The organism is Bifidobacterium sp. ESL0704 (assembly GCF_029392075.1).
Lineage (GTDB): Bacteria > Actinomycetota > Actinomycetes > Actinomycetales > Bifidobacteriaceae > Bifidobacterium.
Genome location: NZ_CP113929.1, coordinates 264,955 through 279,089, shown reverse-complemented (window position 1 = coordinate 279,089; position 14,135 = coordinate 264,955). Strand labels below are relative to the sequence as shown.

Sequence of the window (14,135 nt, the reverse complement as noted above, 5' to 3'; positions counted from 1 at the left end):
AGGAAGCATCGGTCACTATCACGCCGGTAGCAGACACAGCGAAACCAAAATCAGTATTATTGAAATTCACAACGGCAGAAACAAATCGGCCATCACTTCGAATGAAAGTGACGGCCGACTCGATATCGTTACATCGCTATGTCATTTCACGTGAATAGCCGTCCATGAAACCGGCGGCAAAGTGAGCTTCACACTACCGGATTGCGCATCGAACGAAACGGTCTCATTGGCTTGCGGAGTCACACGGTTCTGATCATCGCGGGTATTCTTGGCGTTGATGTCATCGTCGTGCAGGGTTTGCGCCGTAACCTTCAAATCGGACTTGGCACGCATCTCTTCGTCAATCCGCACTTCAAACTCGGCTGGCTTATCGAGCGAACGATTCACCGCAAAAACAGACACCGAGCCATCGACACCGCGCACCGACACCGCGTTGACACCATCAACATCGCCATATTGCGGCGTGGAAATCTTTGAGGAGTCCAACTTCGGCTCCAGCACAGTGCCGCCCTTGGCGAGACCGGCGGTGATGGAGAACGGATAGAACGTGGTCTGGCGCCATGCCGGGCCACCGGGCTCTGTCATAATCGGCGCGATGACATTGACCAGCTGGGCCAAGCTCGCCGCGTGCACATGGTCCGCATTCTTCAGCAGCGTGATCATCAAATCGCCAAAGACCACAGCATCCGCCACGGAATAGATATCTTCAAGCAGATGCGGGGCGACCGGCCAGTTGCCGATGCCCTCAGGGTTCTTGCTCGGTTCGGCATCCTGATACCAAACATTCCATTCGTCGAAGGAGATGAACACGTCGTGCTTGCTCTTGAGCCTCGCCTTGGTGGCATCGATGGCGGCGACGACGTCATGAATGAAGCCGTCCATATCAACACCGGAAGCCAGGAAACTGGCCATATCGCCATCATGGGGCTGGTAATAGGCGTGGCAGGAAACGAAGTTGACCAGGTCATAGCACTTGGAAAGCACTGTTTCTTCCCAAGCCCCGAACGTAGGCATGCTATGCGACGAAGAGCCGCAGACCACCAGCTCGACGTCCGGATCCATCTGCCGCATGCCGCGAGCCACCGAAGCGGCCAATGTACCGTAGTCCTCGGCCGACTTGTGGCCGAGCTGCCACGGGCCGTCCATCTCGTTGCCCAAGCACCACATACGAATATCGAACGGCTTGTCGGCACCGTTGGCGCGACGTTCCTCCGAAAGCTTCGTGCCGCCAGGGATGTTGGCGTATTCCAGCAAATCCATCGCGTCCTCAAGACCGCGGGTGCCGAGGTTCACCGCCTCCATCAGCTCGTTGCCGCCGGCCTTTTCAAGCCACTTCGCCATCTCATGCAGGCCGAACTGGTTGGTCTCGGTGGAGTGCCAAGCCATATCCAATCGGCGCGGACGCTGATCTTTCGGGCCGACGCCATCCTCCCAGCGATAGCCGGAGACGAAGTTGCCACCCGGGTAACGGATGGTGGTCGCTCCAAGCTCGCGCACGAGGTCAATCACATCTTGCCGGAATCCATCGGCATCGGCTGTGGGGTGCCCGGGCTCGTAGATACCTGTGTATACGCAGCGACCAAGATGCTCGACAAACGAACCGAACAGTCGCTTATCGACTTTTCCCACCTCAAAATCGTCGTCGACGATCAGCTGTGCGCAGTTAGCGGATGGCACCTGACTCATGTTACTCCTTAGACATATTTACATCGTTGTATGCAATATGATAACGCATCCTTACGAAATACATATGCCCTGCCTTTTAGCAGGAAATCGCAAGCGCGCCATCAGTACTTGACCAATGGCGCGCTTGCGATTGTTGATACCCGTTGACCGGCTGAGGCTACTTTCCTGCCCCGCCGCCCTTGATGTCGGCACGCGGCATGACCGTGGTCTGTTCGCCGGTATCGACCTTTTGACGCTCACCGACTTCGGACGAAACCGCGACCTTGCCTTCCTCGGTTCCCGAAGCGCTCTCCGCATCCTTCATTTTCTGCAGCTTGACGGATTTGGCAAGGTTGCCGAGACCTTTACGACCCTTGGCGAGTTCGGCAACGCCGATCGTACCAGCGGACTTTTTACCGTCTCCTGCAACACCGTCGCGGGTCTTGCAACGAGTATGTTCCGTCCCCTCCTTGCCCTTGCGGTTGACCTTCGCCTCATGCGATTCGACGCGACGCCTGTTGGAACGCAACGGCTCACGCTTGAGGCGAGGGGGTCGGCGGGTGGAAACGAAGAGCGGCTGCACCTCGGCCACCGGATTGTAGGGAGCAAGGCCGAACCACTTGACCGGCGAACCGGCCACATGACGGATGGCGTACTTCATCTTCAGGCTCAGCGCTTCACGAGCAGTCAGCTTGGACTCCGGCATCAGGGCCTTGTGCACCAAGACGTAACGAACGGTGCCGATGTCCGGATCGGCGTCCACCTTCGGATAGACCGACTTCTGCTCCGGCAACTCGCCGGAAGCGGACAAATCATGCATCACCTGATGGATATAGGCCGGAATGGACTGCGAAACCTTGAAACCAAGCCTGATTCGCACGCGGAAGATATAATCCGTGCCGAAATTCTCGACCGAGTACTCACGCGTGAACGGCTCGTCGGTCGTGACCACCGACACCGCCCACCAGGCGCGCGCACGCTTGGGATGGTCGGCGAAAATCGAGAAGAAGATATCGGTGTCAAGCCGGCGCATCTCCCAATCGCTGGTCAGGTAGACGATGTTGTCGGCGAAATAGGGAATGCGGAAATCGTCATGCAGCTTGGCGAGCGCGGGCTTGAAATCGCGCGGCTTCATATGCCGACGCTGGCTGCGTTCGATCTTCGTGCCATCATTCCACGTGATCATGATCAGCAGAATCATCGCGGTCAAGAGCATTGTGAACCAGCCGCCATGCAGGAACTTCGCCATGGAGGCAACGAAGAACAGCGTCTGGATGGCGATGAACACCACGAAGAAAATCCCGGCGAGCACGCGATGGTGCTTGTACCAGATATAAACCGTGAGGAGAACCGTCGTGGTAATCATCGTGACGGTCAGCGCCAAACCGTAGGCGGCGGAAATATGCTCGGAATCCTTGAACAGGGCCAGCACCGAAAGCGTCGCCACGCACAGCACGACGTTGACCACAGGAATGTAGAGCTGGCCACGGGTACGGGCCGGGTAGCGCACCTGCAGATGCGGCATCCAGTTGAGGCCCGTGGCCTCGGATACCATCGTGAACGCTCCGGTGATCAAAGCCTGCGAGGCGATGACGCCGGCCGCAACGGAAAGAATGACGCCAACATAACGGACATTCGGGTTCATCATCTCGAAGAACGGGTTGACGTTGCCGAGTGCGGTGTTGCCCTGGTTGCGCAACATCCACGCGCCCTGTCCGAAGTAATTGAAGACAAGCGCCACGAAAATGAAGGGCCAGGTGAAGTAGATATTGCCACGGCCGACGTGGCCCATATCGGAATAGAGCGCCTCGGCGCCGGTGGTCGAAAGGAAGACCGTGCCCATGATGGCCAGACCGGCGAGGTTGTGCTTGCTAAAGAGGAACTCGATGCCATAGACCGGATTGATGGCTTCGAAGATACTCCAGTCACCGCTGATATTCACGATGCCGGTGAACGCAAGGAACGCGAACCAGACCATGACCACGGAGCCGAATACCTTGCCGATGCGCTCGGTGCCACGTGATTGGACACAGAAAAGGATAACGATGATCACGACGGTGATCACGAGTGTCAGGCTGGAGTTTTCACGGAACACCGGCTCGAACAGCGGAATGGTCTTAAGACCTTCCACTGCCGAGGAGATCGAGACGGCCGGCGTCAGCACCGAATCCGCAAGAAACGCCGCGCCGCCCAGCATTGCGGGAATCACCAGCCATTTGCCGTGGTGGCGAATCAACGAGAACAGCGCGAAAATGCCGCCCTCGCCCTTGTTGTCGATACGCATGGCGACCAGCACGTATTTGACGGTCGTAATCAGCGTAATCGACCAGAATACCAAAGAAAGCAGGCCAAGGATGGCAGGGCGATCGATATTGCCGAATCCGCCCTGACCGGCGATGAAGGTCTGCGAAGTGTAAAGCGGGGATGTGCCGATGTCGCCGTAGACCACGCCGAGCGCGACGATGGCCATGCCGAGCGAGACCTTGTCCTGACTGGACTGCATCTTGCGCCACCAGCGGCCGATCGGGCCGTGTGCGGAGGCTTCGGTCAGCTTCTTGGCCTCTTCCTGCTCCTCCTGCTCGTGTTTGGCGATGACCTGGCGCTCTTCGCGGGTCAAGGTGTCGCGCGCGACCTTGGGGGCATTGGTGAAGGTATCAGCACGAAGCAACGCTTTCTTCTCTGCGCTTACCGCACGTTTTTCGGCCCTGAGGGCTTTCTGCTCGGCGGTAACCGCTTCCTTCTGCGCCTTCGAGGCGGCTTTGCCCACCTTGTCGGTCTCCCGTTCCAGCTTGCGAGCGGTTCTCTTTTCCAAGGACCCCTTGTTTTCGTGATTATTATCGGCTTTGTCGTTGTTTCGACGTCGTATTCTTTGATTTTGAGGCTGCTTTGACCCACGATCCTGCGATTGCGCCATGACCTGCCCTCCAAAGCGGAAAGCCGAAGCCTTCCCGCGTGTACTTTCTTCCCGAAGCCCGGCTTGCGGGCGCTCTCGTTTATAAACCAAAGCGCAAGTTTAGCCTTGTCACCTCAATAAACCAAAACCCACCTTGGATAAAAGCGGTATGACAACCTTCAAAATTACGCTCAGACCATATAAACATTGAGAATTAAGTATTTTTCACCAAATCACCGTAAAAATCGTCGGAACTAAGCTTTAGGCGCTGTACGCGGCCCTCGTCGTTCGACGCGACGCCTTCGCAACTTCACCTACCGGTAAATCGCGGGCGGAGGACGCCTGTTTTCATCAAGACTCTCGTCCTTACTGCGCCTTTGCACCCACACAGGCGTGTTCAGAAACGCTCGCACTGCAAATGATTCAACTCAAAGCCACTTAGTGGCACAAAGTAGTCATTGCTGGTGCAAAGTGGTCATTTTTACGCCTCCAAATGACCACTTTGCACCAGCAATGACCAGTTAGCAGCAGAACATGGCCAGATAAGGGAAAATCAGTCAGACGCCGTAAACGGTACGCGTGGTGCGCCGCGTCGCTTCGGCGACTTTACCTACCGGCAAATCAAGAGTATCCGCAAGTGATTTCAAGGTATAGGGAATCATATATGGAGCGTTGGTGCGGCCGCGATACGGCATCGGCGTGAGGTAGGGGGCATCGGTTTCGACCATGATGTGGTCGAGGCCCACGATGGCGGCGGACTTGCGGATCTCCTCGTTGCCCTTGAAACTGGAAGCACCGGAAAAACTCAGGTACCAGCCCTGCTCACGCGCGATTTGGGCGAGCTCGGTGTCGCCGGACCAGCTGTGGAAAACGGTGCGTTCCGGGCTACCGTCTTTGATGAGGGTTTCGATGACCTCTTTGTGGGCATCGCGGTCGTGAATCTGCATCGGCAGGTTGAGTTCCTTGGCCAGCGCGATATGGGCGCGGAAAGCGTCACGCTGGATCTCCATCGCCGCCTCGCCGGTGCGGAAAAGATCCATGCCGGTCTCGCCGATGGCTACCACTTGCTCGGGGTATGTCACCGCCAAGCGGTGGACCTCGGCGAGCGCGTCTTCGAAACTCACGTCGTGCCACGGCTGGTACTTCAGCGGCAGACCGTCCGGGCCCGGCACTCCCCGATGGCCGTGCAACACCGCCTCGTTCGGATGAATCGCAAGACCGGCGTGCACCGTACCGGGATGGTCGAGCGCCATCTGGACCGCGACTTTCAGGTTCGGCAGCTCACAGCCCACGTCGATGACGCCCTCGACGCCGACCGACCTGGCCTGGGCCAAAATCTCGTCGACGCTGTAGACCGGCACCGGCGGCTGGTCGCGCTCGAGCGCCTGCCGGTTCATCTCACGCGCAAACGGCACCACACTCGCTACATGCGTATGGTCGTCGACCACATGCACCCCGTCCGGCAACGCCTCCGGCGCCGGCGCCCAACTACGATCCCGATGTTTCTTGCCCATGGTTCCCTTAGTCTAGCCATCGGCGTAACCCTGATCCGCCTCTACCCGGCAACCGCGGTTCCACGGCTGGTATATGCCAGTTTTCGCACACCGGTTTTACCTTCAAGGAAACTTACTTGTCCAGAGCGAACCAGAGGACGCCGTGAGCTCCGATCGTGCCTTTGAGCACGCGATCCGAACCGACGCCTTCCATGCAAGCGGTCGCGATTGGCTCGGCTCCATCCGCCACATCGGCGAAGAGATCGGTTACCTTCCACGCCTTTTCGGCATCGCCGAGACCGACCAGAGCCTTCAGCTCGATGTTGCCTTGCAGCTCATAGTCATCGTCACCGGTCCAGAACATCGCGGCGTAGTGGCCGCCCTCATGTGCCGAAGCGGTGCCATCGGCCCAGTCCTCGGCATCCGCAGCCCACACGATGAGGTCGCCGCGGTAGGAGTCCACGTCGCCCCAAGTGCCGTAGATACGTTCACGCACTAGCTCGCGATTGTTGGCCGAACCGGCCGTGACTTCCCGCATCGCCGGGTTGCCAAGCAGAGCTATGGTCTCCCCCGTACTCGTGGGCAGGTCGCCGCCCACCATCAACGGCGAGCGCCCCATCGCCCAGAGCGCCATCAGGGTCCGGCGTTCGTTGCGGGTCAGCCGGCTATCGCGGTCATCGCCACGTTCGGCGCGAAGCCCGATATGGCCGAGCGGCAGCATGTCGGCATCGGCGAAATGACCGGCCTGCTGCAGCGGCGCCCAACGAGCGAGGCGCGAGAACTGCTGGTATACATCGTCCCAGCGGTCCCACAGATCGTCGGAGATACGCCACATCTGGGCATTGCTGCGCAGGAAATCCACATACGTAGGCGCGACCCAGCCACCCGGCGAAAGCGAAAGCGAAATCTCATGACCCGGGTGGCTGGCCTCAGCCTTGGCGATGGCCCGGTGGTAAGCGGCGATTTCGTCGGCGTGGAACGGCGTCTGCATGTCATCGACCTTGAGGAAGTCGATTCCCCAGTCGGCGAACTGGTCGATCTGAGCGTCGTAGAACGCCTGCGCACCCGGATGCTGTTGGTTGAGGCCGTAGTTGTCCGGGTTCCAGACGCAGACATGCTCTTTATCGGCCACATCCCGAGCGGTGTATGACGTATCTTTGACCGGCAGGTTGCGCTCGACAGCAAGCCTGGGGATGCCGCGCATCACATGGATGCCGAGTTTCAGACCCAGCTCGTGCACCTTGGCGGCGAGCGGGCCGAATCCCTTGCCATCGGCGGCGCTGGGAAAACGCACGGGGTCAGGCATCTGGCGGCCGTACCCGTCAAGAATCAGCGGCGCGTCGGCGTTGTAGCCGTGGGCACGGGCGGTCGGGTCGTACCAGTCGATGTCGATGACCACGGTATCCCAGCCCGCATCCTTCAGATGCTCGGCCATAAACCGCGCATTGGCCATGACTTCGTCCTCGGTGACGGTGGTGCCGTAGGAATCCCAGCTGTTCCACCCCATCGGCGGGCGCAGCGCCTTGCCGACCCCGGTTTCGTCTCTTTTCGATGTCATATCCGACCTTTCATCGTTGAATATTTATTACTTTCACTCTATCCGACGCCACTTTCTACACGTCGTTGACATATCGCGGAATTCCCGAGCCATACCCGATACCAAAAGGTAAACGTGCGACAATCCCGGCTAAAAGCGCAAGTCGCGCCACAAACGGGTCACTAGTGCCACGTCCCGTACGTTTTTCGGCTTCAAAACAAACGTCAAGGGGCGTTAGTGACCGATTCATGGCAGGAACAAGATCCGTCGAAGCGAATGACGACATTATCTGCGTATTGCGTAAGCGACAAAAGACAAGCAGCAAGATATCGCTGCGACCAGCCATCTTCAGCTCCAATCGGCCCGGCGCAAGCGCTCGTAGGCACTGCGGTCCAGCGAAAGCACACCGCCGTGCTTGGTATGCGCAGAGAGGCTGAAATCGTTGGCATCCAGCGGTATCCAACCTTGCTCGAGATCATCGGAGACCATAGGCTGGTAGCCGGTCGAGGGAATGACGTCGACCAGCAGATACCAACGGTTCACATCCGCCGTATGGTCGGCGAACACGGCCGGCCCCTCCTCGCCGTTGCCGGCATCGTAGTTGTCGCCGATATTGGTCTGAATGGTCCGCCACGCGGTGCCCGGCCTCCACCAGCGCTTCGCGTCCGTGGCATCCATCCAGATGCCTCGACCGAATGTGTTGTCCTTGGTGATGCGGTAGGTGCGCTGCGAGCCGTCGGCCTGCGTCCGCTGAATCATCGTGGTGTCGATGGAGTCGCCGCCGGTGTCGATGAACCTGCCGCCGAATTCAAAGGTCCGTTGCGTGAAATCCGTCGTGGCCCCCCACAGGACGGTGTCGTGGACGGCTGCGTCACGATGCTCCGTATCGTCAGGCGCAAAGACCTTCGATGACCAATACATCACGAACGCGCCTCGGCCTCCGACATGATTTTCCGGATAATAATCGGGCACCCACAGGCATTCGCAGGCCCATGCCATACCGAGTTCCAAGCGGTTGCTCGCGGTGATGTCGGCATCCCCATTGCCATAACCGTCTTCGTCACTGCGAACGCCTTCGTCACCGTTGAGGCCGTCAACGCCATTGCGGTCAACGCCGCCTTCACCGCCGAACCCATCAGGGCATCCGTAATGATATTCACCTTCAACCGCATAATGCCGTGGCCGCGAAACGTCCAAAGTCCTCGGTCCCCTCCAATGCAGCAAGTCGTCGGATTCCCAGACGATAAGGTTCGTGCTGCCATGGTGCGACCAGTCGTACCAGTTCGTACCATCCTCGAGCTTGCCGCCGAACACGCGAAGATCGGTGGCGATAATATAGTATGTCCCGGTTTCGGGATTACGGATGATATGCGGGTCACGCACTCCCGTCGTGCCGATACTCGAGGTCAATACCGGCTCTCCACCATTCAACGGCAACCAATGCGTTGGATCATCGCCATCCGTCAGGTCAAAATAGATTCTTTCGGCGTATCCGTTCGGGTCCTCTTTGAAATGGACCATCAGATAACCATACGGGCCAGGCAAAGAAGCAGCCTCTTCAGCCATCTTGTTTTCAACACATTCCACGTTTGTCGGACTACTGTCGTCAATCATCGCATCCACATTCTTTTCAAATCGCATTTGCATCAAAGTCCAAATATGGGTTCGGGCCGCCCCACGGAATCGTGAAACGGCCCGAATACCAAGTTGCGCAAGGCAACAATCAGCTTAGACGGCGTTGAGAGAGGAAGGGAAACAAGCTTCACAACACCGTCCGAGAATTATTACTTCATACCTGTCATGGCGATGCCTTCGACGAACCTCTTCTGGATGAAGAAGAACACGACGACCAGCGGCAGCGCCGAAATCAAAGCACCTGCCATCACGACACCATACGGGGTCACGGACGAACCGTGGCCGGTCAGCATGGCGAGGCCGACGGTGATCGTACGGGTCTCAGGACGCGAAGTCATGATCAAAGGCCAAAGCAGGTCGTTCCAGTTGCCCATCAGGTTGAACATGGTGATGGTCAGCAGGGCCGGCACCGAGTTCGGCAGGATGATCTGGAAGAAGATACGCAGTTCGCCCGCGCCATCGATACGAGCCGCGTTGTCAAGATCCTTCGGAATGGAGATGAAGAACTGGCGCAGCAGGAAGATGCCTCCCACATCGGCCATACGCGGAATGATGATGCCCCAGTAGCTATTGACCAAGCCCATGTTGGCAAGCAGCTTGTATACCGGGATCAGCAGCGCCATGGCAGGAATCATCATCGTGGCGATAAGGATATCGAGCAGCACCGTGCGCCCCTTGAAATCGATACGCGACAGGCCATAGGCGGCCAACGAGTCGAAGAAGACCGAGAAGACGGTGACGGCGCAGGCGAAGACCGCCGCGTTGATCATTTCCCGCCCGATCGGGAGCCTCTGGAACAGTGATGTGTAATTGGCCAAGGTGAACGCGCTCGGAATGAGCTTCGGCGGCCAGGTCTCGGTGATGTCATTCGGCGTGAAGGAAACCAGCACCACGACCAGCAGCGGGAAGATCATCAGGAAGGTGATCAGCGCCAGCGCCACATAGCTCCAGAAGAGGCCGAAACGGCGACGGAACCTTGCCTTCTTGCGTAGACGTGCGTTTTCGGCATTGGCCTTTTCATTGCGAACCATTGCCTCAGCGGACAGCGAAAGTCCGGAAACAGGAGTCTCAGTTGCGTTACTCATGCGATTTCCTCCTTCTCATGACGGGCGTTGTTGATCAGCACGCACAACCCGACGATGAGCGTCATGATGAGCAGTACGTACGACAGTGCGGACGCATAGCCGAGCTTGCCGTTGCCGAACGCTTCGGTGTAGATACGGTAGACGATGGTCTCGGTGGCGCGGTCAGGGCCGCCGGAGGTCATGATGAAGACCTGATCGAAGACCTGGAAGGAACCGATGAGACCGAAGATCATGATGTAGACGAACGTCGGACGCAATGCCGGAACCGTGATATAGCGGAACTTCTGCCACGCGTTCACGCCGTCGAGCGCTGCAGCTTCATACAGCTCCTGCGAGATGCCTTGCAGGCCGGCGAGGAAGATGACCATAAAGTAACCGAAGTTCTTCCAGACGGTGATGAGCACGATGGTGATCATGGCCGTGGAACTCGTACCGAGCAGATCCATGTGCTGGATGCCGGTGATCTTGCCGACCCAATACGGCACCAAGCCGAGCGACGGCGAAAGGATGAAGTCCCATGCGATGGCCGCGACGGTCATCGAGATGACATAGGGCAGGAACATGAAGGTGCGGAAGAAACCGACGAACTTCAGATCCTTACGATTGAGCAACAACGCGAAGAGCAGCGCCACGATCACCACGATGGGGGCGTAAAGCACTGCGTAGACCAAGGTGTTGATGACGTCCGTGCGGAAATCGGCATTGCCGAACAACTTGACGTAGTTGCGGAACCCGACGAACATGCCCTTGGAATTGATACGGTCGGTGGTCAACGACGTCAGGAACGTCTGCACCGCCGGATAAAAGACGAATATTGCAAGAATGATTAGCGCTGGGGCGACAAATGCGATGCCCTTGAGGAAGTTACGGCGTGAGAGCGCTTTTCTGTTCTCTTTCGCCGTCGCATCCCCGCCATTGCGGGCGACTGCTCTGTTCATAAGATTCCCTTCTAAATACTGCAAAATTTTGGTTCTCCGGCTGAATGCCCACACCATGGCGGGCATTCAGCCGAAAACCTGTGTCAGCCTTCAAGCAGGCCGACTATTCAGTTATATTGTTGAGGTCAGTCCTCGGCGTACTCGTCGAGGTAACCCTTGATCTTGCCCTGAGCCGTGTTGAGCAGCTGGGAGATGTCGGTGTCCTTGCGGGCCGTGTTGTTGGTCAGCGCATCGACCGAAGCGGAGATGTCGCCGAAGCCGCCCTTGAGGCCGGCAATGCCGATGTAGGAGTGGTTCGTGTTCTTCGCGATCTTGGCGATGAGCGGACGCTTGGCAAGGTCAGTATCCTTGACCAGCGTGTTGTTCGGCGGATAAGCCGAGCCGAGCGACCACATAATCTGGTTTTCCTTGCTGTTGTAGTACTTCATGAAGTCATAGATGCCCTGCTTCTTCGGGGAATCCTTGACCTGCGAGGTCACCCACCAATACAGACCGGTGGAACCGGTGTTGGAGCCCTTGGAGCCATCAGGATAGACATAGGTGCCATTGCCATCAGGAACCGGGAACAGATCATGTTCGATGTGCTTGTCGGTCGCGGCCTGGTCTTCCCAAGGTCCGACGATGACCATCGCGGACTGGCCGGACTCGAAGGACTCACGGGCCTTCGTGTCATCCATGCCCTTGAGGCTGTAGCCGCCCTTGTAGAAGTCGCGCATCTTCTCGAGGAACGCCTTGTTCTCAGGAGTGTTGATGGAGACCTTGCCCTTGGTGGTGTAGATACCGGAGCCGTTGCCCTTCAGGAACGGGGCCCAGCCGGAATCGGAAAGCGCCATGCCATACTGCTTGCCCGGAATGGTCAGCTTCTTGGCGGTCTCCAGCAGCTGATCCCAAGTCTTCGGGTAATCGTTCTCGGTCAGTCCAGCGGCCTTCCACATCTTGGTGTTGTACCAGACGGCGGTCGGTGCGTAGCCCATCGGGACGCCGCACTTCTCGGTCTTGCCGTTGACATTGAAGGTGATCTGCTTGACGACGTTCGGAATGTAGTTCTTCGTGTCGTACTTCGCATCATTGTAGAAATCGGTGACGCACTGGAACGTGCCATCGATGGACCAGCCCTGGCCGTTGTCGGCGCCGGTGGTCACGATGTCGGGGCCGTCGCCGGAGGTGATCTTGGTGACCATCGTCTCGCCGATGGTGCTCCAAGGCTGCAGCTGGGCATCGATTTCATACTTGTTCTGCGACTTGTTGAAGTTCTTGACGATCTTCTCAAGAGTCTTGCCGTCGGCTTCGGAGAAGCCGTGCCACATGGTGATCTTCACCTTACCGTCGGCCGTTTTCTCAGTCTTGGCGTTGCTTGAAGAACCGCAACCCGCAAGCCCGAGACCGGCAACCATCGCCATGGCGACAGCCGCTACAAGGGTCTTCTTGATTTTCATGGATTTCTCCTTTTTCCTTCTCCTGGGGGCTACCCAAGATGTTCACAACGCTGCGGGGACGCAAACATACCGTGTCCGCACCCTCTCCCTCGGTATTAGCAATTGGCTCAACACCTTTGTCGATTACCGGGGACATCAACGCTTTTGCAACGATGTAATATCATTATAGCGCAATTTTCAACGTTGTACAAATGACACACACGCCGTTGCAAAAATTACAAAACAGGTACGGGACCTGTTACGGTCCCTGCCCCGATTTGCAAGTACTATCAACCTTTTCAATTATAATTCATAAGACTTTCCGCAAACCAAGTACAGCCGGAAGTCTTATTCCCCAGAGACCGGGGTGCCCGCGAGCGGACCTCCGTCATCGGGAAGAATTTCTGTAGTCGTCGGCGTCCAGAGCGTATCGGGCTGAGGCTCGCCGAAATCGGGGCCTTCCTCGGTCCAACGCACCACGCCGACACGCGCATGACGGTTCGGATCGAACAGCGGATCGCCGGTGATGTGGGTGTAGTTACGGGCATGGTAAATCATCAGGTCTTCGGCGTCGTCCTCGGACTTGGTGAAGCAGTTGTGGCCAGGGCCGTATTGCCCATTGGCCTCGCAGGTCTTGAACACCGGCTCGCTGGCCTTGCTCCAAGACGACGGATCGAGCAGGTCGCTGCCGCGATCCGCGGTGAGCAGACCCACCGCATAAGGCACGCCCGTGCCCGATGCCGAATAGGTGATGTAGACCTTGTCGCCGTGCAGCAGGACCGCCGGCCCCTCGTTGACGAGGAAATCGACGCATTCCCAGTCGTATTCGGGACGGCTCAGCATCACCGGGGCGCTGTCAAGCGTCCACGGATTCTTCATCCGGGCGATGTACAGGTTGGAATTGCCTGGAATCTGCGGATCCTTCTGCGCCCAAATCAGATATTGCACGCCATCGATGACCTCGGTGGTGGCATCCAGCGAGAACGAATCGACGGGGGTGACAATCCGACCCTTTTCCGCCCACTCGTCGGCGGTGGGATCATCGGCCTTGCTCTCCAACACATACATACGGTGTGTCGGCAGATCGGCGGCATCGAAATCCACCTCGGCGGCCGCGAAATAGATGTACCAGGCGCCATTGATGCGATGCAGCTCCGGAGCCCAGATGTACTTGCTCATCGGACCGCTTTCATGCTTGTGCCAGATGACGGATTCCTCAGCCTTCTGCAACCCTGCAATCGTCTTGGACTTGCGGATGCCGATAGTGGCGTAACGCGGATGGGAACCAGTGAAATAATAGACGCCATCCCACTTCAGCACCCAAGGATCGGCACGCTGGAGCACCAATGGATTGTCGTAAACTACCATGTTCAATCTCGAATCTTTCTCTACACTGATTTACAACGTTGAATATAGCAGATTTACATCGTTGAAACAAATCGGGGTGGCGGGTCACATCGGCCCTCTTATCGAA

General features: G+C 57.7%; 9 protein-coding genes. All 9 read right to left on the bottom strand.

Annotated elements, in window-relative coordinates:
• Nucleotides 1-141: 141 nt before the first annotated feature.
• Nucleotides 142-1,686, bottom strand: a complete 1,545-nt coding sequence (locus OZX64_RS00910; protein WP_277173137.1) for an alpha-L-arabinofuranosidase C-terminal domain-containing protein — start codon at nucleotides 1,684-1,686, stop codon at nucleotides 142-144.
• Nucleotides 1,687-1,843: 157 nt separating this feature from the next.
• Nucleotides 1,844-4,432 (bottom strand): KUP/HAK/KT family potassium transporter, encoded by a 2,589-nt coding sequence (locus OZX64_RS00905; protein ID WP_348519417.1) that lies wholly within the window; start codon nucleotides 4,430-4,432, stop codon nucleotides 1,844-1,846.
• Nucleotides 4,433-5,115: 683 nt separating this feature from the next.
• Nucleotides 5,116-6,072 carry a TatD family hydrolase gene (locus tag OZX64_RS00900; protein ID WP_277173136.1) on the bottom strand — a complete coding sequence of 319 codons (957 nt, stop codon included), beginning with the start codon at nucleotides 6,070-6,072 and terminating at the stop codon, nucleotides 5,116-5,118.
• Between the two features lie 112 nt (nucleotides 6,073-6,184).
• Nucleotides 6,185-7,558 (bottom strand): glycoside hydrolase family 27 protein, encoded by a 1,374-nt coding sequence (locus OZX64_RS00895; RefSeq protein ID WP_348519416.1) that lies wholly within the window; start codon nucleotides 7,556-7,558, stop codon nucleotides 6,185-6,187.
• A 378-nt stretch (nucleotides 7,559-7,936) separates the two neighbouring features.
• The gene (locus OZX64_RS00890; RefSeq protein ID WP_277173132.1) at nucleotides 7,937-9,154 is read right to left on the bottom strand and encodes a glycoside hydrolase family 43 protein; all 1,218 of its coding nucleotides are present in this window, start codon (nucleotides 9,152-9,154) and stop codon (nucleotides 7,937-7,939) included.
• Between the two features lie 218 nt (nucleotides 9,155-9,372).
• The gene (locus tag OZX64_RS00885) at nucleotides 9,373-10,308 is read right to left on the bottom strand and encodes a carbohydrate ABC transporter permease (RefSeq protein WP_277173130.1); all 936 of its coding nucleotides are present in this window, start codon (nucleotides 10,306-10,308) and stop codon (nucleotides 9,373-9,375) included.
• A complete protein-coding gene (locus OZX64_RS00880; protein ID WP_277173128.1) occupies nucleotides 10,305-11,246 on the bottom strand; it encodes a sugar ABC transporter permease in 942 nt (313 codons plus the stop codon). The genes OZX64_RS00885 and OZX64_RS00880 overlap by 4 nt, the downstream gene beginning before the upstream one ends.
• 125 nt (nucleotides 11,247-11,371) lie before the next feature.
• Entirely contained in the window at nucleotides 11,372-12,682 is a 1,311-nt protein-coding gene (locus OZX64_RS00875; protein WP_277173126.1) for an extracellular solute-binding protein, read from the bottom strand.
• 327 nt (nucleotides 12,683-13,009) lie between these two features.
• Nucleotides 13,010-14,029, bottom strand: coding sequence for a family 43 glycosylhydrolase (locus OZX64_RS00870; RefSeq protein WP_277173124.1), 1,020 nt, complete (start codon nucleotides 14,027-14,029; stop codon nucleotides 13,010-13,012).
• Nucleotides 14,030-14,135 lie beyond the last annotated feature (106 nt).